At 52.2% G+C, this 21548-nt stretch carries 19 protein-coding genes; 4 read left to right on the top strand and 15 right to left on the bottom strand.

The window, feature by feature from the left end; translation table 11 throughout:
• Positions 1-157: 157 nt before the first annotated feature.
• From J5224_RS20790 to J5224_RS20725, 15 genes are all read right to left on the bottom strand, one after another.
• Positions 158-1075: a glycyl-radical enzyme activating protein gene (locus tag J5224_RS20790; protein WP_264627162.1), complete on the bottom strand. Its 918-nt coding sequence runs from the start codon at positions 1073-1075 to the stop codon at positions 158-160.
• Between the two features lie 88 nt (positions 1076-1163).
• A complete protein-coding gene (gene grpM, locus J5224_RS20785) occupies positions 1164-3716 on the bottom strand; it encodes a glycyl radical diol dehydratase GrpM (protein WP_264627161.1) in 2553 nt (850 codons plus the stop codon).
• Positions 3717-3876: 160 nt separating this feature from the next.
• The gene (locus J5224_RS20780; RefSeq protein WP_195312695.1) at positions 3877-4452 is read right to left on the bottom strand and encodes a DJ-1/PfpI family protein; all 576 of its coding nucleotides are present in this window, start codon (positions 4450-4452) and stop codon (positions 3877-3879) included.
• 10 nt (positions 4453-4462) lie between these two features.
• Complete coding sequence (locus J5224_RS20775; protein WP_264627160.1) at positions 4463-4762, bottom strand: BMC domain-containing protein; 300 nt, start codon at positions 4760-4762, stop codon at positions 4463-4465.
• 28 nt (positions 4763-4790) lie between these two features.
• Positions 4791-6317 carry an aldehyde dehydrogenase family protein gene (locus J5224_RS20770; RefSeq protein ID WP_264627159.1) on the bottom strand — a complete coding sequence of 509 codons (1527 nt, stop codon included), beginning with the start codon at positions 6315-6317 and terminating at the stop codon, positions 4791-4793.
• A 50-nt stretch (positions 6318-6367) separates the two neighbouring features.
• Positions 6368-7153 (bottom strand): propanediol utilization microcompartment protein PduB, encoded by a 786-nt coding sequence (gene pduB / locus J5224_RS20765; protein ID WP_264627158.1) that lies wholly within the window; start codon positions 7151-7153, stop codon positions 6368-6370.
• Between the two features lie 25 nt (positions 7154-7178).
• The gene (grpH, locus tag J5224_RS20760) at positions 7179-7460 is read right to left on the bottom strand and encodes a propanediol utilization system shell hexameric protein GrpH (RefSeq protein WP_195312699.1); all 282 of its coding nucleotides are present in this window, start codon (positions 7458-7460) and stop codon (positions 7179-7181) included.
• Between the two features lie 297 nt (positions 7461-7757).
• Positions 7758-8957, bottom strand: a complete 1200-nt coding sequence (gene tdcD, locus J5224_RS20755) for a propionate kinase (RefSeq protein WP_264627157.1) — start codon at positions 8955-8957, stop codon at positions 7758-7760.
• A 53-nt stretch (positions 8958-9010) separates the two neighbouring features.
• Positions 9011-9520 (bottom strand): GlcG/HbpS family heme-binding protein, encoded by a 510-nt coding sequence (locus tag J5224_RS20750; RefSeq protein WP_264627156.1) that lies wholly within the window; start codon positions 9518-9520, stop codon positions 9011-9013.
• Positions 9521-9793, bottom strand: coding sequence for a EutN/CcmL family microcompartment protein (locus J5224_RS20745; RefSeq protein ID WP_195312702.1), 273 nt, complete (start codon positions 9791-9793; stop codon positions 9521-9523).
• Between the two features lie 9 nt (positions 9794-9802).
• Complete coding sequence (locus tag J5224_RS20740) at positions 9803-10531, bottom strand: flavoprotein (RefSeq protein WP_264627155.1); 729 nt, start codon at positions 10529-10531, stop codon at positions 9803-9805.
• A gap of 28 nt (positions 10532-10559) precedes the next feature.
• Positions 10560-10691, bottom strand: a complete 132-nt coding sequence (locus J5224_RS35580; protein ID WP_319802460.1) for a hypothetical protein — start codon at positions 10689-10691, stop codon at positions 10560-10562.
• Positions 10666-11460, bottom strand: a complete 795-nt coding sequence (eutJ, locus tag J5224_RS20735; protein WP_319802459.1) for an ethanolamine utilization protein EutJ — start codon at positions 11458-11460, stop codon at positions 10666-10668. The genes J5224_RS35580 and eutJ overlap by 26 nt, the downstream gene beginning before the upstream one ends.
• Positions 11453-12142, bottom strand: coding sequence for a phosphate propanoyltransferase (locus J5224_RS20730; protein ID WP_264627154.1), 690 nt, complete (start codon positions 12140-12142; stop codon positions 11453-11455). Before J5224_RS20730 ends, eutJ begins: the two co-directional genes overlap by 8 nt.
• 182 nt (positions 12143-12324) lie before the next feature.
• Positions 12325-13461: a 1-propanol dehydrogenase PduQ gene (locus J5224_RS20725; protein WP_319802458.1), complete on the bottom strand. Its 1137-nt coding sequence runs from the start codon at positions 13459-13461 to the stop codon at positions 12325-12327.
• Positions 13462-13788: 327 nt separating this feature from the next.
• Here J5224_RS20725 and J5224_RS20720 point away from each other — a divergent pair, with 327 nt between their 5' ends.
• The 4 genes from J5224_RS20720 to J5224_RS20705 form a co-directional block, all read left to right on the top strand.
• On the top strand, positions 13789-16479 hold the full coding sequence (locus J5224_RS20720) for a hypothetical protein (RefSeq protein ID WP_264627153.1): 2691 nt from the start codon (positions 13789-13791) through the stop codon (positions 16477-16479).
• Positions 16480-17332: 853 nt separating this feature from the next.
• Positions 17333-18700 (top strand): NCS2 family permease, encoded by a 1368-nt coding sequence (locus J5224_RS20715; RefSeq protein ID WP_264627152.1) that lies wholly within the window; start codon positions 17333-17335, stop codon positions 18698-18700.
• Positions 18701-19016: 316 nt separating this feature from the next.
• Complete coding sequence (locus tag J5224_RS20710) at positions 19017-20663, top strand: Na+/H+ antiporter (RefSeq protein ID WP_264627151.1); 1647 nt, start codon at positions 19017-19019, stop codon at positions 20661-20663.
• Positions 20664-21036: 373 nt separating this feature from the next.
• Positions 21037-21548: response regulator transcription factor (locus J5224_RS20705; RefSeq protein WP_264627150.1), on the top strand; the 512-nt coding region annotated here is incomplete at its 3' end.

The following is a 21548-nucleotide window of genomic DNA, read 5'->3' as shown; positions in this document are numbered from 1 at the left end:
CATTACACTCACCTTGATTGTGTGGGTACAAGAAATAAGCGACGTAATACATCACGTCGGTATTATTGATGTGAAAAATAATTATTTTTAATAATGACAAACTAAAAATCGGGCAACGTGAGAATACGCTACCCGACAATATTGCGATTTTGTGCAACTACCCCCCAATATGACATTGGAAACCCAATGATTCGATTTCCCGCTTGAGGATATTTACGGTCTCTTCCGGCACGCTGGGCGCATCACCCATCGGGTATTCACGGCCAAGTAACGTATATTTATTCTCACCGTAGGTGTGATAAGGCAATAAATGAATGGTGTCGACATTCGACATCAATTGGGCAAATTCAGCAATGGCGTGGATTTCTTTACGATTGTCATTTACGCCGGGCACCAGCGGAATTCTCACGATAGTTTTGGTAATAAATGAAATTCTGATCAGGTTTTCTAAAATACGCTGATTATCCACGCCGGTATTACAGCGATGTACGGTCGGATTAATGGCCTTGATATCCGTAAGCGCTAAATCAATATACGGAAATACGTCTTCAATCGTTTGTGCAGACGTTAGCCCTGTGGTTTCAATGGCGGTATGCCAGCCCTTTTCTTTACAGGCTTTCAGCAATTCGCGAGCGAATTCCGGCTGCGCCAGCGGCTCGCCGCCGGAAAGGGTAATCCCTCCGCCAGAACGACGGTACACGTTCTCTTCTTTTTGTAGCTCTTGTATCACTTCACGCACGGTGATGCGCTTGCCTTTCATCTCCAGCGCACCGGTCGGGCACACGCGGGTGCAATCACCGCAGTCAACACAACGCTGGCGATCGATAAAATGCGGTGCAGTGATGGACAACGCCTGATGCTGACAGGCTTCCAGACATTTACCGCAGTGGATACAGTCATTCTTTTTGAACAGCAGCTCAGGGTTTGGCCGCTGCGATTCCGGGTTGCTGCACCATTTGCAAGAGAGCGGGCAGCCTTTAAAAAAGGGGATGGTACGGATACCGGGACCATCGTGCAGGGAATAGCGTTGAATATTGAAAATCACGCCTTCCGTATCATAGTGTACTTTATTCATAACATGGCTCATGGGCGACGCGTACCCTCGGGAGTGTGGTGAATCCGGGGCGATACCCGAAAGTATCGCCCCGACCCTCAGCAGCGCATCAGAAGTGCTGTTCCGTGCGGCTGATGATGTCGTCCTGTACTTCTTTCGCCAGCACAACGAACTGGGCGCTGTAGCCGGCTACGCGTACCACCAGATCGTTGTGTTTTTCCGGGTTCGCCTGTGCATCGATCAGCACATTACGATCCACCACGTTGAACTGAACGTGCATCCCTTTGCGGTCGAAGTAGCTTCTTACCATGCCGCCGAAGTTCACCAGCCCTTTGTCTCCGGCCAGTGCAGATGGCAGGAATTTCTGGTTATACAGCGTGCCGTTGGAGGCGCTGAAGTGGTCCAGTTTTGCCACTGAGTTCGCCGCTGCGGTTGGGCCCAATGTGTCTTTGCCCTGGCGCGGTGAAACGCCGTCGGCCAGCGGTTCTTTCGCCAGACGACCATCGGGCAGTGCCGCGACGTCTTTACCGAACAGCACGTTAGCGGATACCGGGTAGATACCCGCCTGGAACTGGCCGCCGCGCGGGTTGGTGTATTTCTCGACTTCCTGGCAGTAAATCAACGCACAGCGGCGAGCCACCAGATCCACATCATCGATGTCGTTGCCGAAGCACGGTGTGCTCTCCAGAATGCGGCGAATTTCCTGATGGCGATTCTCACTGGCACCGTAAGTCGGGGTGGCCGGGGCACTGGCTGAAAGCTGGCGATACACTTCGTTCTTGATGGCGGACGGATCCAGCGTACCGTTCTGTTCCACGATACGTTTCACGATGTCATAGACATCTTGCTCATTCAGCGACGATTTCGGTGCGGCTGCATGGGGTGCCGCGCCAACCGGGTAACCGAAGTTGGCATCCAGCGCGCCTTTCAGCTCTTGCAGCGTCAGTTTACGGTCTTCAAACACCTGTTTCTGGATGGCGTAAACGGAGTCGCCAGTATCGGCCACGCCGAATGCTTGCGGGCCGGTAAAGTTGTAGATGGCACCACCGTCTTGCAGCGATTTACCACGTCCAATGCAGTCATCCACCATGGCGGAGAGGAACGGCAGCGGGCAGCGCTCGGCGTGTGCGATATCCACACTGTTACAGGCCTCGACCAACTGATGGACAAAGTGCGCCATCTGTTTTTGGAACGCGGTGTAGAATTCTTCGATATTGCCAAACTGCGGCAGTTCGCCCGTGACCGGCCCGATCTGTTTGTTGCCAACGCGACCATTGTTCAGGGTGATTTCCAGCACTTTGGCGACGTTGAAGAATGCGGCATCGTGCCAGCCTTCAGTACGGTGCGGCGCTTGTGGTTCCACACAGCCGATGATGCAGTAGTCACGCGCATCGTGCAGCGAAACACCACGGTTTTGCAGTGCCGGGATGATCACTTCATCGTTGTACATCGCGGGTACGCCGAGCCCCAGACGCGCCACTTCACACGCGCGATACAGGAATTCATCCGGCGTGCCTTGCCATACGCGAATCGAGAAAGAGGGTTGCGGCAAGCGAACATGCGCGGTCGCTTCCATACACATGTAGCTCATCTCATTGGTGGCATCGCGACCGTCTTCCGTTTGGCCGCCCACACACAGGTTTTGGAACACCGCGAAACCGGCGAACGCCTGCGCGGAGACTTCATCACGCGTCTTGTTGATGTCGTTCAGTTTGATCCAGCAGCAGTCCACCAGTTCCTGAGCAAATGCTTTGGTGATGTTTTTGTCGGCGGCGTAGTACGGGTACATATACTGGTCGAAACGTCCCGGAGAGATGGAGTGACCGCTGGATTCAATCTGCAACATGCTTTGCAGGAACCAGAAGGTCTGGCACGCTTCCCAGAAGGTGGAGGCGCCGAATTCTGGAACGCGCTGACAGTTTTGGGCAATTTGCAGCAGCTCTTGTTTACGGATAGGGTTGCTTTCTTGCTGCGCCAACTGTGCCGCATGCTCTGCATAGCGGTGTGCGTAACGGATCGCCGCGGTGTAACTGATGATCACCGAGTGATAGAACTGCTCTTTTTTAATGTAATCCGGTGAGCTGCGATCCAGTTTTTCCAGTGCGCGCTGCACTTCATCAATGATGCCACGGAAACCGATTTTCAGGATTTTGCCGTAATCCACGCTGACGTGGCCGACGCCGCCGTAGAAGTAGTTGCCGACGGTGAATACGCCGCTCGCCATGCTCTCTTTGGTAGCATCAGACATATAGGATGCGGCCAGCGCACTGGTGGTTTTACCCGGCCAGTAGGTGAAGGCATCATGCAGTTCTTTTGCGGTTTCTTTCGGGATGATAAACGGGTCAGCGACGCGGGCACCCATGGTGTCGAACTCTTTTTCCACCCAGTCGTAAGAGAATTCTGGGCAGATTTCGGTAGAGCGCGGATTTTTGGTTACCGCACCGACGATCAACTCGTCCGGGCGGATGGTCACCGGCAGATTGTTGAAGATCTTTTCTACCACTTTGGCGCGACGCATGATGGGCGGCAAGCCTTCGGTTTCTTTATAGGCTTCGGTAGCCAATACGGCACGTTCAGATTCGACATAGGGTTTTGCCGTCAGAATCATATTTTTCAGTCTGACAACACGGTCGGTCGGATTGGAAAAACCTTTCTCTAACATATCCAGGACTCCTGCATATTTAAATTATTCATGATGTAGGCAATACAGAGGCATCCTTCGGGAAAAAGGCATGCCCAGACTGCTGACCAATTTATTTATATCCGTCACTCTTCACCTTATTTAACGTGAGAGATGACAGTGGAAAATATTTGCTGTGCGCTTAGATCTGCACAGTGGTGCCAATCAACGAAATAAACTGACGCAACAGCGCCGGGTGCCCCATCCAAGTGGTTGCCGTCACCAGATGGCCGTCGAGAACGGCTTCATCATCGGCCGCAGAGCGATAAATACCGCCCGCCAGTTCGATTTCTGGTTTCATGGTGAAATACCCGGTCAGGGTTCGGCCTTTTAATACGCCCGCGGCCACCAATATTTGTGGGCCGTGACAAATAGCGGCGATCGGTACCGAAAAATTAAACGCATAGTGGACAATATTCAGTACGGATTTATTCAGACGCAAATATTCAGGTGCGCGTCCGCCAGCAATATAAAACCCGCAATAGTCCTGCAAACGAATTTCATCAAACGAAGCGGTCAGCCGAAACAGATGTCCGGGCTTTTCGCTGTAGGTTTGATCGCCTTCAAAATCATGAATGGCGGTTTTAATAAATTCGCCTGCGCGCTTTCCCGGACAGACGGCGTCCACCCGGAAACCCAATGCGCTTAATGCCTGCCATGGCACAATGACTTCATAATCCTCAGAAAAATCACCCGCTAACAGCAGTATTTTTTTCATAGGTCGGTTCTCAGAACGCCGTGTTGTCATTTTCGATCATCCGCATGGCCTCGTTGACCGCGGCGACTTCGCCAAAGATTGCCAATGTCGTGATGTGCTGAGGGCAACTGCCAAAGATTTCCGAAACCACCACATTGGCGCTTTTGCTGGCCAGATCGGCGTAGAAATAGAGATCCGGAACGGGCAGCATCAGCAAACCAATGGCGTCAATGCGCAACAGATCGAGCCGTGAGCGAAATTCGCCGGGCATTCTTCGCTTCAGCATCGCCACGATGTCGGGTGTTGGTGCATTGATGATTCGTGTTTTCATTGGTAAATAACCCTCAGCCTCGCGACGATTAACGGATATTAAGCGATTCCACCATCACACAGCGGCGGGTGCGGGCAAACGACCGTGCGGACGTCAATCCTTCCCCGGTAGGGCCGGCGATAGTGAAAGTGGCATGCCCTTCGCCGCCGACGCCGATGCCGGCATAAGACGGCCCGTTTTTAACAAAGATGGTGGTTTGAATCAGCTTCGCCATCTTGGTCAGTTTTTCGACGTTAGTGGAGTGCATGATGGCGGTATGACGGTTCCCGTGTTCCACCTTGACCGCGAGATCGATAGCGTCATCGACGTTATCTACGCGCACCACTGGCAGAATCGGCATCATCAGTTCATGCACCACAAAGGGGTGATTTTTTTCCGTTTCGATCAGGATAACTTTGGTGTCCGGTGCGCTGGAAATCCCCAGTTGTTGCAGGATGAAACGCGCATCTTTACCAACAAACGCGGTATTGGGGCCCGTGCCTTTCTCATTCAGCACCAGCGTTTGCAACTGCTGGATCAACTGCTTATCACACAGCAGGTAGGCACCGCTTTTCTTCATGCAGTGGATCAGATAATCCGCCACCTGATTCACCACGATCACCTCTTTTTCGGCGACACACGGCAGGTTGTTATCAAAGCTGCATCCCTTGATGATATCGCGTGCTGCCCGTTCGATATTGGCCGTTTCATCCACCACCGCCGGCGGGTTGCCGGCACCGGCACCGATGGCTTTCTTGCCCGATGACATCACCGTTTTCACGATCGCCGGGCCACCGGTCGCCACCAGCAGGTTGACGCGTGGGTCTTTGATCAACGCGTTAGTGTTGTCGATGGACGGGTTCGCTACGGTGACCACCAGATTGGCCGGTGCACCCAACTGCGCCAATTTCTCGTTGATCAGCCGCACCGCGAGGCGCGATACGTTGCGCGAACGCGGGTGCGGGCTGAACACCACGGTATTGCCTGCCGCCAGCATGCCGATGCTGTTGTTGATGATGGTTTCCGTCGGGTTAGTGGTGGGGGTGATGGAACCGACCACGCCGAACGCGGAGTATTCGATCAATGTCAGTCCACCGTCACCGCTACACGCCTGCGTCGCCAGATCTTCCGTGCCCGGCGTTTTCAGCGCTGCGATGCGATTCTTGGTCAGCTTGTCCTCGTAGTTACCCATGCCGGTTTCTTCGACGGTCATGCGGGAGAGTTGGTCCAGCACATCTTCTTGAAGAAACACCTCACGCACGCCCTTCACAAAGGCATCCCTGTCTTGCATCGAGCAGTGACGATACTGCACTTGCGCTATCGCGGCGGCGGCAATGGCTTCGTCCATGCTGTCAAAGATACCCGCCTCCTGCGCTGAAGGCTGCGGTGCGGCGCTTGTCGGCTGTTGCTGTGCCAACACCTGCGCCACAATGCTGCTGACCAGCGATTGCTCGGTGTGAGATGCAGCCTCAGTGGCCGGTGTGGCGACTGTTGCTGCACCCGCGCCGGAGGCGACGGGGTTACTGTATTTGCTCAGGATGGTGGAGACCGCCTGGGCGATTTCAAGGTCGTTCATCTTTTGGTTCCTTTCCTCACATCGCATGGCACGCAAGCGCGCCTGACGGATCAGATATACGGCGTGGTGGTCGATCTGATTTCCGTTGGATCTAACGTGGACAGCAATTGCAAACCGACTTCGCGAGCGGCGATCACTGCCTGGCGTACCGCGCCAGAATCCCCTGCGAAGGTGAAGATCACTTCGTTACTGTAGCTGGTGCCTTTGCTCGGGCTGGCATACCCGACCGGGTCGATGACCGCAGCCTTGGCGGCCGTATCAGCAATCAGTACGCCGATGGCAGCCGGTGAGGCGCAGGTCATACCGAACGACTTACCGATAGGTGCGCCAAAGGCTTTGTTCAGGGCAAAGCTGGCACGTGCGGTGTACTGGAATTCCAGATGACCGGCGGGAGAGCCGTACACATCGCCCATGGTGCGGTCGATTTCGTTCAGGGCGACTTCCACGGCGCGGCGGGCGTCAGAGACGTCTTCAGCACCGAAGATGATCATACAGCCGTGTCCGCCACCGCCTTCGGTGTCGCGCGCCAGCTCGATGATCAGCACTTCGCTATTGGTAGCTTTTACCGCTTCGTCAGCAGCAAAAATGTGCGGGCCAGCGCCGGTACGTGCGCCGATAATACCGATGGAGCGGAACTTTTTATCGATATTCATCAGCTCATGCAGTTGGTGATCCACGTTGGCGATCACCAGACCGATGGTGTGGCCCAGTGCGGTGCCGACAAATTCTGTCAGTCCGCAGCCCGCGATGCTGCCGAGTGCTTTGCCAGCACGTGGTGCGTCGTTCTGCTTGTTCATCACGTCAGATATAATCTGTTCGACAAGATTATCTCTCATAGGAATAATCCTCGCGGTTTAGCGATCAGCCCAGTGCCTTCGGCAGAATTTTTTCCACTTCGGTATGCGGGCGAGGGATCACATGCACGGAAACCAGTTCGCCGACTTTATTGGCGGCGGCAGAGCCTGCGTCGGTGGCGGCTTTCACGGCACCCACATCGCCACGCACCATCACGGTGACCAGACCAGAACCGATTTTTTCGTAGCCAACCAGCGTAACGTTGGCGGATTTCACCATGGTATCTGCGGCTTCGATGGCGGAGACCAGACCTTTTGTTTCAACCATACCCAATGCTTCTTGTTGCATATCAACCTCGACGTTTTGTAGTAAAAGCTTGTAGTTAAAAACGGGTAGTAAAAAGTGCGGGGAATCTGTCCGGCGGACCGTAGCCTGCCCTTATCCCGCAACGCACCGATTTTGCTGTTTAGGATGTTATGAATATCCCGACCAAATGTTTTGCCGACGAGCGAGACTTTTTTGTTATCACTTTCAGGCGTGCGACAATAAAATCCACGCTGGTTTATCAGAGCCGCTGCGGTGTGGCACCGCGCTGCCCTAAACTGTTAAATTGGTCACATTTCACTAAAACGAGGACGCAGCACCTCACGCCAGCTGCGCGATCTCTGCGGCGTCCATCGCGATCATTTTCTCTTCGTTGGTGGGAATAACCGCGATAGTGGGGAAGCCTTCGGCAGAAATCACACCGCTGCGCCCGCCCACAATATCGTTGTTTTTTTGCTTATCGAGTTTCAGCCCCAGCACCGACAGGCGCTCGATGGTCAATTCACGGATCAGCGCCGAGTTTTCACCGATGCCGCCGGTAAACACCAGTGCATCCAGGCGTGAGAGTGAGGTGAGGTGGGCGCCCAAGTGACGTGCCAGACGATGCACCATCACATCAATCGCCAATCCTGCGCGTTCGTTACCGCTTTCCCGTGCTTCTTGTAAGGTGCGGCAATCACTGGAGATGCCGGAAATACCGTACAGGCCGGAGGCGTTATTCACCGTTTGGTAGATTTTTTCTATCGGCTGCTGGGTGCAACTGGCGATATAGGCGGCGGCACCGAAATCAAGATCCCCACTGCGCGTCCCCATCACCAACCCTTCCAGCGGCGTCATACCCATTGAGGTATCGACGCTGTGTCCGTTTTTTACCGCACAGATGGAGGAGCCATTGCCCAGATGGGCGACCAGAATGCCGTGATCGTCCTGTTTGAGATCCAGCATGGCGCGTGCTTGTTCCGCAATATAGCGATGCGAGGTGCCGTGGAAACCGTAGCGTCTCACCTGATACTTCTGCTGATACTCATAAGGAATGGCGTAAGTGTAAGCTGCAGGGGCGAGCGTCTGGTGAAAGGCGGTATCGAATACCGCAATTTGTGGCAGTGACGGCAGCAGCGCCTGAGCGGCTTCTATCCCGGTCAGGTTAGCGGGGTTGTGCAACGGCGCCAGCACTGACAGCGCCTTAATTTTTTCAATCACTGCCGGTGTGATTAACACGGAGTGTTTGAAATCGCTGCCGCCGTGGGCGACGCGGTGGCCGATAGCCGCAAGTGAATCGATCAGATTTTTGCTGGAGAGCGTATCGAACAGTACTTTCAACGCTTCATGGTGGCTGGCGGATTCCAGCGATAGCACGGATTTGTTGCCCGCGCTGTCTTTGACGGTAATCACCGCATTATCCAGCCCTAAGCGTTCTGCCAGGCCAAACAGCAGCGGTTGTCCGTCGTTGACGGGCATAACAGAAAACTTTAATGACGACGAACCACAGTTAATCACGAGCACAAGGGAAGATAAGGACATAAGCCCCCCGAAATAAGAGATGACAAGAAAATCCAGCGTGTTATTCGCGGCTGTCAGGCGAAAGGCGACAGGGAAAAACGTTGCTGAGTGAAGTGGTGCAGAACGTGGCGCGCGATCGCGACATCCTCTTCGGCGGTGCCGCCGCTGATGCCGATACCGCCCAGCAGGTGTCCCTGATGCCAGCAGGGCAGCCCGCCACCGACGGCGCAGATATCGGCCTGTTGCTGTAGCCCGAACAGGGGCGCACCGGGTTGTACCTGTTCGGCCAGTTCGTGCGTCGGCATACGCAGCGCCACGGCGCTGTAGGCTTTTTGTCCGGCGAGGCGGAGGCTGACCAACAGCGCGTTATCCATGCTGACGAAGTAACGCGGATGGCCGTGTGCATCCACAAGGCTGACGACAATCGCCAGGTGCATGGCAAGGGCGGTTTCCTGTGCCAACTGTGCTAGCAGGGCGAAATCAGCAACGGTCAATGCGTTACGTTCTGGCTGAGGCTGGGCGGCAATGGCTTTAGCAATCCAACCGTCCACATCACGCTGTGCTGGGTGCTGTTGCGTCAACATTTAGCCCTCACTGCGCTCGGTGGCATCGACGATACCGACGATAGCGGCATCAATAACGGAATGCTCTTTGCTGTTGGTCATGCGCGCTGAACTGCCGGTGGCGACGATCACAATTTCTCCGTTGCCTGCACCGACGGTATCCACCGCCACCTGCGTGCGCTGAGTGGGGTTCATGTGCTCATCCAGACGGGTGACGAGCAGCAGTTTCATGCCGTTCAACGATGCATGTTTGGTGGTGGAGACCACCGTGCCGGTGACTTGGGCCAGATACATGTTGCCTCCTCAGGATGCGGTTATTAAGGTGATGCGGCGCGCAGCTATCGCATCGCGTGCTGCCGGGGTAATCAACGTGCCGGGTCGGACACGCAGCGTATTTTCGTTATGCAGGCGTACATCGCGCGCGGTCAGTAAGGTCTTACCGCCAGTGACGATCGCGCTGTGCGATACGGATGCCTGTGGTGCACCTGGTTGCCCCATCATGCGAATGCCGAATTGGCGCAGCGTCTCCTGATAGCGTGAGATCTGTGCCAGATAGGCAGGGGGCATGGCGGCATCAGGGTGATGTAGTGCGATGATGCGCACGTCTTGTGCCAGCGCCTGAAAGACCCATTGGCTGGCGGCGTTATCACGCAGGCCAAGCGCGATTTTTGCCAGACTGTTATCGGACAACGCCGGTAACAGCAGCGTATCGCCGCTGCGCAGCATGGGGTCTGTAGCCTGCTGGCAAGGCACCTGTGGCAGCAGACGATGCAAGGCATCGGCAAAATGCGTGTGCAAGCGCTGTGCGCTGTGGGAGAAGTGCACGCTGAGCAGACAACCTGCTTGCGCCAATGCTGCCAGATAGCGCAGCGTGGCAGGGAATGCGGTTATGTCATCGCCGGTGATCAGTACAAACGTGGTTGGCTGCCGTAGGGTTTCGGCCTGCGTGTTTTCGAATATCCGTAACGTACGGCGGGCAAGCGCATCAGTGATGGCCTTGTCAATCAACGCAGAGAGCGTCTGGCTGTTCATGCTGCCTCTCGTGAGCGGTATGTAGTATTCATGGTGCCGCCTGCATGGCAATCCCCAGCGGGGTGACCAACAGCGGCTCCACGGCGGGAATGATGTTTTTCCCGGTGACCTTGCGGAACACGCCGGGAAATTCGCTAAAACTGCTGGCACCGCCCACCACGTGAGGGAATGATGTTTTTCCCGGTGACCTTGCGGAACACGCCGGGAAATTCGCTAAAACTGCTGGCACCGCCCACCACGTGAATGTTTCTGACGTTATACGCGGTCAGCCAGTCACGGGTCAGGCAGGCCATCTTCTCCACCACCGGGCGCACCAGCGGGAAGATATCCGCTGCTTGCGCCGGGTCGTGTTTGACGTGTTCTGCATCGGCATAGGTGAGGCCCAGCGCGCCTGCCAGCACCAGCGTCATATGGGTGCCGCCGGTCGGTTCGTCAGCGGAAAAGAGCACCTTGCCGTTGCGCAGTACGCTAAGTCCTGTCGTGCCGCCGCCTACATCTACCACCGCGCCGTTACGCATATTCAGCGCCGTGGCGGCAGCAACGGGCTCATCTACCACATGCGTCACCAGCAGACCTGACGATTCCACCACGTTGGCGATCACCTTGGTATTGCCCTCAGAAATCCCCGGTGGAATCGCGGTAGCGGCGTGGGTCAGCGATTGGCCCACGCGGGCTTCTAGCTGTTGTTTCAGGTGCTTCACCACCCGTGTGGCAGACAGGTAGTCCACCACAATGCCGTCTTTCACCACGGAGGAGGGGTAGGTAATGCCGGTGATGGGGGCGTTGTGGCGGTCTACCACCACCATGGCGATGTTTGCGGTTCCCAGATCGACGCCGACTTTCAGCACGCCGTCATGCTCGCGGCATTCGGCATCGCGAATCAGCTGCGCCAGCGTGCGCAGTCGCGTCTCAACGGAAACATCAGCCATGGGGTTGCTCCGTGATAATGTTGACCAGATCGCCGTTGCGCAGCCCGTAGGCGTTGGCCTCTTCCACATCCACATGTAGCTCCAGTACCGAAGCCTGCGTGGCACGCACCACCACGTGTTGCATGATGCCGGCACGTTGTCCCTGTGCCTGAATGCTCACTTCCATGCCGTCGCGCAGTGCGTGGCGTTCAGCGTCTTCCGGTGAAATATGGATATGCCGCCAGGCGACGATGGTGCCCGATGCTTTTTTTACGCTGCCCTTCGGACCCACGATTTCAATACCGGGAGAGTCCTGAAGATCGCCTGACATGCGCACCGGGGCTTTCACTCCCAACACAAAACTGTCGGCGACAGAAATTTCCACCTGTGTCGTAGGGCGCAGTGGACCGAGCACCCGCACATTTTTGATTTCCCCTTTCGGGCCGCGCAGCGTGACACACTCTTCTGCCGCGAACTGGCCGGGTTGTTTCACGGCCTTCATGCGTGTTAGCGTCGCGCCGTAGCCGAACAGGACATCCATGTCTTCCCGCGCCAGATGAATATGACGATTAGAGATACCCACCGGTACCTGAAGCGGTGCGGTGGAGATATCCAGGGTTTCAGCACGGGATGCGCCCTGTGCGGCCAGTTCTTGCATTACCTGTTGGGTGATCCATGCAATCTGTTGCTGTGTTGCGTTCATTGATTCAGTTACCTGCGTTTTCCTGTCTTTACGTCATGCACCAGTGCGAATGAGGCTGTTGTGGCACCTCGCGGTGGTGCTATTCACCCTAATCAACACGGTGCACCCGCGTTTGTGATTCACGAGGACTTTATTGCGCAGCCCGTGGCGGGCGGGACAATTTCGTCCAGTCGTTATTCTGATTAGCCCGTAATCTGGCTTATCAACTGGCTGACCGCATCACGGGTGGGGGTGTGCGGATTACCGGCGGTGCAGCCATCTGCCAGCGCCGCATCGATCAAACGCGTGCGCTGTTGCTCAACGTCATGGGCACTGATATTCAATTCACGCAGCGTAGCCGGGATACCGAAATGTTGATTTAACGCGCGAATTTGTTGGGATAATTGCTGGATACGCGTGTGTTGATCGCCCTGTTTAATGCCTGCTAACGCCGCACAGCGCGCGTAGCGTTCGCGCGTGGCATCACTGCCGGTGGCGGCGTTGTAGTCGATCACCAACGGGAGCAGCATGGCGTTAATCTTGCCGTGGGGAATGTGAAACACGCCGCCCAGAGAATGTGCCAATCCGTGCACTAGCCCCAATCCGGCGGTGCTGAACGCCATGCCCGCCATGCAAGAGGCGTTATGCATTTTGGCGCGTGGCGTAATCGCCTGCGGCTGCTCGAACACCTGTGGCAGATAGTCCCACACCAGCAAGATGGCCTTTTCCGCCAGTGCGTCACTGAAATCGTTAGCCTGGGAAGACACATAGGCCTCAATAGCATGAGTGAGCACATCCATGCCGGTATCCACGGCGACGCCGCGCGGCACGCTCACCACCAGTTGCGGATCGAGAATGGCGATATTGGGCTGTAATTGATCGGAAACCAGCGGGTATTTTTGCCCGTGTTCAGGATCGGAGATCACCGCGTAGGTGGTCACTTCGGAGCCCGAGCCGCTGGTGGTCGGGATTGCCACCAATACCACCTTATGCTCCGGATGCAACGCCTCCAAGGTGACTTTGATGCCCTTGGCGGCATCCAAAGAAGAACCGCCGCCGAGTGCGATAATGACGTCTGGCTGTAGCGTTTTAAATGCCGCAGCCCCGGCGTGCAGCACGTTAACATCAGGATCGGGTTTCACACCGCTGAAGATGCTGATGCGTGCTTGTGGCATAAAACCGGCGAGATAATCGGTTTTGCCGGATTTCGCCATAAAGTCATCGGTGACAATGGCGACCGTTTTATGGTTATAGGCGCGTAAGGCTTCCATTGCCGTGTCACCAAAATAGACGCGCGGCATGGCAAACACAGGAATAGTCATGGCGTGATGTCGTTCCATGGGGCTGTCAGTGCGTGCAGGCAGCAAACAGCGTAGGTTTCTCAATGAGGGCTACCCTAACATGCGATGAAAAAGGAGCGGCAGCGGCAGCATTGCGCACAGGTTGGATTCTTTTGTCCTGTCGCGGGTGGGATATCAAAATAATCCACGGTAGAGGCTTGTGTACTCGTTCAGGGAGAGTAAACCGTAACTGTGAAGTGATTAATTAATGTTTATTTATCATAAAATGATTGTAAATGAGTCTATCTGAAAATAGTCGCGTTTATTTGTGTATGCGATTGCTGATATTGATTTATCAATTTGATTATCACACAAGGAGGTGGGTTTATGCCAATTAGCACACAGTGTTTCAGACAAAACATAGGATGCCATGATGCACGAGAAAAAGGCATTGTCACAGATAAAATTATTCAAAGGGAATTAAATCATATAGCGGTATCACAAGCAGGGAAAGTTCCTCAGAAATTGGGCTGGATGACTGTTTTAGCTTTATTAAGTGTTGTGTCGAATTCGACATGGAGAAGCGGATTTTCTGAGCCACATATATCATCCTCAGATTACAATGACGAAAAAGATAGGCAAGATAACAAAGATGTTGGTTCCAAAACGGCTAATGCAAGTAGCCTAGCGGGTTTTCGGAAAAATATTAGACTCTGTCAGGGGTTTGACACTCACTTTTCATCAACGGATATTACTCCATTCGAGTATAAAACAGAAATAAATCTTGATTCAGTGTCATTAAGACAGGCTGGTAAGGCTGTTTTTCACTCATTAAAGTTCAATGCTTGTAGATTATCAAAGTTATTAAATAATTACGATGTGTTGGTTTTTCCTGGTGCTGAGGCCGCTATTGCTAATAGAACTACTACAGTTGAATCTGATGATGTTTCAATAAGCAAGATTGATTACGAATGTATTAATGAAAGGAGGGGGCTATCAGTTTCAGATATTTTAATTAAAATCTTAGATACTATTAAAAATAGTGTTACTAATCTTAGCTTAGAGATTCAGGTGGTGAACGCTTATCGAAATGGAGAACCTTGTCCAACACAATCAGAAGTTGAGTTTATAAAAAGAATCACTACGGTTATAGATAGTTTAGCGACTTCTTTGATGAGCTTTTTTGATGGGCTTCAGGTTATTGTAATACTCCAAACACTAGTAGCCCCTGCGATACGAATGGCCATAAATGATTTAACAGGAAGAAATGTTTCCTTTAACGATTTTGAAGAATTGAGTGGTAGCATAATAGGTTACTCACGTGGAGTGGCCCATATATCTTCTGTCCAGGGACAACCTATTTCTGGTATCAAAACAGTTGGTGTTCCTAAACACATTCGCTCTGAGAATGGTTATATATATATACATGCGAATAAAAGGTTGTGGAGACTGACCAAGGACGAACATACGCTATATGCCAGCCGCGACGATTTGACCTATAAAACGCGTTACAATACGGAATTGGGGGTTTGGGAATTAGATGGAGAGACTGTACCTCAAACAGAAATTGAAGCTGAAGAGGATCCGTTCAATCATCTTTGTGAGATGCGGTATCGTCGAGGGCTCTATTTAGGTAAACCGTGCAGTGATTACAGTAAACCGGACTCACCTGTTCAGAGTCCTTCTGATCTGGATTTAAATCATCACGTGGTTTCTGAAGTTGATATATATGCGCTTACGGAAAATGAAAAAGATATTGCCTCTCGATTCGATATTAACTTAACACCACACTCTTTTCGCGTAGATAAAATGGTCTTTTCAGACAGTTGGATTATTTACCGTGTTCGTAATGAGGATAAATTAAATGCAAGAGTTTATCACGCAGTGGAGATAGATAAAAAACTGGTCCCCGTACAAGCAACTGCCATATTTAATAATCATCTCTCTTGTGAAGTTTATGATATGAAAGATATCAATGCTCGTCATCGGGTAGAGTTTTATAAAAACAGTTGGCGATTTGAACCATCGACCTCTTTTTATCTGTCTAATGAATTGAAAGATGTTATTTATCACCATGCACATCATGAAACTGCCGAAAATAATAATCTTTTAGCAAAGCTCTCTGTTCCCGGGCGTCATGGTTTTCAAGTGGATAAAAACGGGCATGCTTATCTTAGGTTTGACGATCGATATGTGAAAATTCATAAATCCGATTCAGGAGAGTTTATTTCTGCCAAAAATAATGGTGCCCTTTATATCTATCAAGAGGAGGGTAAATATAAGTTATCACATGCTTTACTCGAGAGAGGATCGCTTGAACTAAATGCCAGAGAAATGAGATCAGATATGGCTATGTATTCAAGTCAAGGTTTGAGCAATAATCAAGTGCATAAATTAAATTACCATTGGAATCTTATTCATACTAATGTAAAGAGTTCTAATTATCATAATAGTGGTATTATAGGTTCGAAAATAGACATCATGCTAAGAATGAAATGTAATCCAAATACGTTTGATTATTTTATTGAACCGCCAGACATTCAATGGAGAGAAGTGATTAAAGTTAATGATAACGGAGTGACATGGACGTTTAATGGCGATATGTATCAACATAATCGGCACAGTTATACATTTTATCCTTGGAATAATAAATATCTATTGGCGTATTCCTTTGTTAAAGGTGAGCGTATCAATGAAATTAATGAACCGGTACGTTTTTATGATAATGAAATGCAACCTTTAGATCCTACGGCCCTACCTAATGTATATACCAATGAAGAGAAAATTAACAGCGTAAAGAATTACCTTAAAAAGAACGGAGGGATTCTTGACATTGGCATTAGTGACTACCCGAAAATACATATTAATGATGAGATGACTCGGAAGGAAAGATTAGTAAAAGTACATTTAGGTTTTCTTGATGAAATTAATTTTTCCTTTAATCAAGGCATTAATTTACAAGCAGAACTACCCGGATTAGTGTTCGTCACGACAGGAACAAATATCCATCTTGCTGACGGGCCGGTAAACAGTCAGCCACCTGATTCAGTGACAAGGCCGAGGATAAAAAGATCGTAGAATTTAAAAAAAGCGGGCATCACTGATGCCCGCTTTCTAAGTGCTGGCTACAACGTACGTAACCGCCTATGTGCTTTAATCGCGAACGATTAACGGAAGATAGCGTAGGGAGCCAGACCGCGATAGGTTTTGCCCAACGCTTTTATTACTTTGTTGATATTACGGACAATACTCATCTTCTTATTCCTACGCTTTCTTGAATCTTAGTGGTTGGTGAACATGTTGAAGTTGACGCTAACGTTTTCGAACATGGCAACGATTTTTTTGATCAGTTTCATTTGTCTCTCTCCGAGTGATTGTTCATTTTTATGTGATGTTCTTCACGTTTTTAAAGATACGCCGCTTGGCAGCGCAGGTCAACTTTTTTGTGAAGCTAATCACAAAAAAATGGTTCGCGGGTTTTCTGTACATGAAACGCCGTTCTGTTTTGTTAGGTGATTTACCCTAAATAATTCGAGCTGCAGGAAGGCGGCGACGCAGCGAATCCCCAGGAGCATACTCAAGTATGTGACTGGGGTGAGCGAGGAAAGCCAACGCACATGCAGATTGAAGTATGACGGGTATTGATAAATTGTCTGGATTATCAGTTGAAATACACCGCCCAGAAGCAGGATAATCCCCCGTTTCTCCTCCGACCTGCCAGATCCACCTGTGATACGCCTCGCAAGCTAATCGTTTGCGTGCCCGCAGAGCCGGTGTGAAAGGCATTCGGAGGCGCCAGATATTTGCGCTGCGGTGCGGAAGCGCCGTTGTTGTGGGTGCGTGCAGCGATGGGAGATCGTCATGGCGGGCAAGGCCATATGCACCCTCCGGTTTTACTTTTACAAATAATGACATCTCAGGGGATACCACCATGTCAAATAGCTCTCGTCAGGCTGGCAATGCGGCGCGCCCGCAAAGCTCACTTGATGCTTTTTTTCACATCACACAGCGCGGCAGTAATGTAAGACAGGAAGTGCTGGCCGGGTTAACCACGTTTCTGGCGATGGTGTATTCGGTTATTGTCGTACCTGGCATGTTGAGCAAGGCGGGTTTCCCGCACACACCGGTGTTCGTGGCAACCTGTCTGGTCGCAGGGTTTGGTTCCTTGCTGATGGGACTGTGGGCCAATCTGCCCATGGCAATCGGCTGCGCCATTTCGCTTACTGCCTTTACCGCGTTTAGCCTTGTGTTGGGGCAACAGATCAGTGTCCCGGTAGCGTTAGGCGCGATTTTCCTGATGGGGTTGCTGTTTACTGTAATCTCTGTGACGGGCATCCGTTCCTGGATTCTACGTAACCTGCCGTTGGGCGTCGCGCATGGCACCGGTATCGGTATTGGTCTGTTCCTGCTGATCATCGCCGCCAACGGCGTGGGTCTGGTGATCAAGAACCCGATCGACGGGCTGCCTGTTGCATTGGGTAACTTCACCTCGTTCCCGGTGATCATGTCTTTACTGGGGCTGGCCGCCACTATTGGTTTGGAAAAACGTCGTGTACCCGGTGGGATCTTGCTGGTGATCGTGGCGATTTCGATTATCGGTCTGATTTTTGATCCGAACGTGAAATTCCAGGGCTGGTTCAGCTTGCCGAGCCTGACCGATGAAAACGGTCACTCGCTGATGTTTAGCCTGGATATCATGGGGGCGTTGCAACTGGCGGTGCTGCCAAGCGTGCTGGCGTTGGTAATGACGGCAGTGTTTGACGCCACGGGTACCATCCGCGCGGTTGCCGGGCAGGCGAACCTGCTGGATAAAGACGGGCAAATCGTGAACGGTGGGAAAGCGCTGACGGCGGACTCTGTGAGCAGCATGTTGTCCAGCCTGGTCGGGACGTCTCCGGCGGCGGTCTACATCGAATCTGCGGCAGGTACGGCGGCAGGTGGTAAAACAGGATTGACGGCGACGGTGGTCGGCGTGCTGTTCCTGTGCCTGCTGTTCCTCTCCCCGCTGTCTTATCTGGTGCCGGGATACGCGACTGCGCCAGCATTGATGTATGTAGGTTTGCTGATGCTGAGCAATGTCGCCAAGCTGAATTTTGATGACATCGTTGATGCCATGTCGGGTCTGGTGTGTGCGGTGTTTATCGTGCTGACCTGTAATATTGTGACCGGGATTATGCTGGGCTTTGGCGCACTAGTGCTGGGGCGTATTTTCTCTGGTGAATGGCGTAAACTGAACGTTGGCACCGTGATTATCGCTATCGCACTGGTGGTGTTCTACGCCGGTGGCTGGGCGCTCTGATTGTTTTGTGCGTAAGCCATTAAGGGGAGCCTGGCTCCCCTTTTTTATACCTGTGGTTTTGTTAGCAGATCCGTTCTCCATGACTGCTCTCATCGTTTTTCCTCTTCCCTTATGATTTCTCTGAAGTGTCTTATCTCGGTGATTTTTTGACGCAATTATTTGCAGGATCATCATGTAAAAAAATAGGCGTTTTGCCCTGAAATTTTGCCCCGCTGGGCGATATTTTCATGTAAAAATAATGGGGCACTATCTCATAACGTACAAAGGGCAACTTAGCACGCAGTTAGGTCATTATTGGACATCTCCTAAGGAAAGCATGGAAATCTTTTTTACCATTCTGATTTTAACCCTGGTGGTATCACTATCAGGGGTTGTAACACGTATTTTACCCTTCCAAGTTCCGCTGCCCTTAATGCAAATCGCCCTCGGGGCCATTTTGGCCTGGCCCCAGTTTGGCTTGCACGTCGATTTCAATCCTGAACTGTTTATGGTGCTGTTCATCCCGCCGCTGCTGTTTGCTGATGGCTGGAAAACGCCAACGCGCGAATTTATCAAACACAGCCGTGAGGTGATTGGGCTGGCACTGGTGCTGGTATTGATCACTGTCGCGGGGGTGGGATACCTGATTTACTGGATGATCCCCGGGATGCCGCTGGTGGCGGCTTTTGCACTGGCCGCCGTGCTGTCGCCGACAGATGCTGTGGCGCTATCCGGGATTGTTGGTGAAGACCGCATCCCGAAAAAGCTGATGAGCGTTTTGCAGGGTGAAGCGTTGATGAATGATGCTTCGGGCCTGGTATCGCTTAAATTTGCCGTCGCGGTGGCAATGGGCACCATGGTGTTTACCGTGTCCGGCGCGACGCTGGAGTTTATTCAGGTAGCGGTCGGTGGCCTGCTGGCTGGCGTGGGTGTCACCTGGCTTTACAGTAAATCATTGCGCATTATTAACCGTTGGAGCGGTGATGATGCGGCTACCCAAATTGTGCTGCTGATGCTGTTGCCGTTCGCCTCCTACCTGATTGCGGAACACATTGGTGTGTCGGGAATTTTGGCAGCGGTGGCTGCGGGGATGACCATCAGCCACTCTAACGTGATCAGTAACGCCCCGCTGGCGATGCGATTACGCGCCAACAGCGTCTGGTCGATGCTGGAGTTTGTGTTTAACGGCATGGTATTTATCATGCTGGGGCTGCAATTGCCTGATATTTTGGAAACGTCGGTGACGCAGGCGGAACTGGACCCCACTGTCGAAACCTGGATGCTGTTTACCGATATCGCCATTATATACGGCGCGCTGCTGCTGCTGCGTTTCTGCTGGCTGTGGTTTATGAAATATTACAGCCGCCTGTTTCAGAAGAAACGTCCGATGCTGTTTGCTCAGTACACCACGCGTGAAATCTGGATTGCTTCCTTTGCCGGGGTGCGTGGTGCGATAACCTTAGCGGGTGTGCTGTCCATTCCGCTGTTATTAAACGATGGCACCGCGTTTCCTTCCCGCTATCAACTGGTGTTTATTGCCACCGGTGTCATCCTGTTTTCCTTGCTGTGCGGGGTGTTGACGCTGCCGTTACTGCTACGCGGGGTGACGGTGGTGGACAAATCGCTCTATAAGAAAGAAGAACGCATGGCGCGCATGGCGATTGCTGAAGTGGCGATCCGCAGCTTGCAGAAAATGGAAGAGCGTCTGGCGGCGGATCGAGAAGAAAATATCGATGAGCAGGTAGTGCGTGAGGTCAGTGCGCGTGTCATCGGTAATCTGCGGCGTCGCGTTGTCGGTGAGAGCGATTTGGAACACAGCCTGGAGATTGAAAACCTGGAGCGCCGTTTCCGCTTGACCGCTGTCACCGCTGAACGCGGTGAACTTTATCACCTGCGCGCTACGCAGCAGATCAGTAATGAAACCCTGAAAAAGATGCTGCACGATCTCGATTTGTTGGAAGCTGTGCTGAGCGAGAAAGTGTAGTCTGACTTTTGTTTAGCCATGATGTTGTTTAGCTGATGTAGGCTTTACCCACGGTGAGCCTGCATCGGAGCCTGGCTGATTCCCTCTATCGCTTGTTCCGAAGCCTGTCAGATACCACATCTGCATGAGAAAGGCATGAAAACCCCACGATCGCGGAAAAACCCTACAAATTCTGGCTAATTGTCAGCATTGTAAACTACTTGTCATTAAATGATAATGATTGTTATTATCCTATGGCGCGTTGACGTATAAGAAGCCTCCAGACAGGTTATTGCCTGTGGCAGAGTGGCTCAGATCCTGTTGTTGTGGATCGGTAGCACGTCAGTACGCGTGTTGTGGTGTAAGCAACCATCACTTTGACAGAGGGAAAGCTATGCGCGTTTTAGTGGTTGATGACGACTCGGTGTTGTGCCATTGGCTTGGTGCAAAGCTGCACTCACATGGTTATGCCTGCAATATCGTTCATGATGGCGAACATGCGCTCAAAGCCATTAAAGATGAAATTTATGACGTAGTGCTGCTGGACCGGATGCTACCAACGCTGGATGGCTTTAGCGTGCTGCGCGAGCTGCAAGGGTCGCGTCATCCGCCAATCATGCTGCTTTCGGCATTGGATCGCGATGTGGATCGCGTGATGGGGCTGGAACTGGGGGCAGAAGATTATCTGGGTAAGCCGTTTAATTTCAATGAGCTGCGTTTGCGCTTAGAAATTATGGTGCGCAGAGGGAAACCACAGGATGCGCCGTCATCGCTGCTAACGTTTGAAGATCTGCAACTTGATCGTTTGCAACGGGTTGCCTGGCGTAGCGGGCAGCGTATCGATCTTACCGATAAAGAGATCAAGCTGCTGATCATTTTGATGGAAAACCCCGGGCAGGTGATCAC

This window comes from Candidatus Symbiopectobacterium sp. NZEC135, assembly GCF_025962695.1.
Note: the sequence above shows the minus strand (reverse complement) of the source record. Positions and strands in the feature narration are given on the sequence as shown.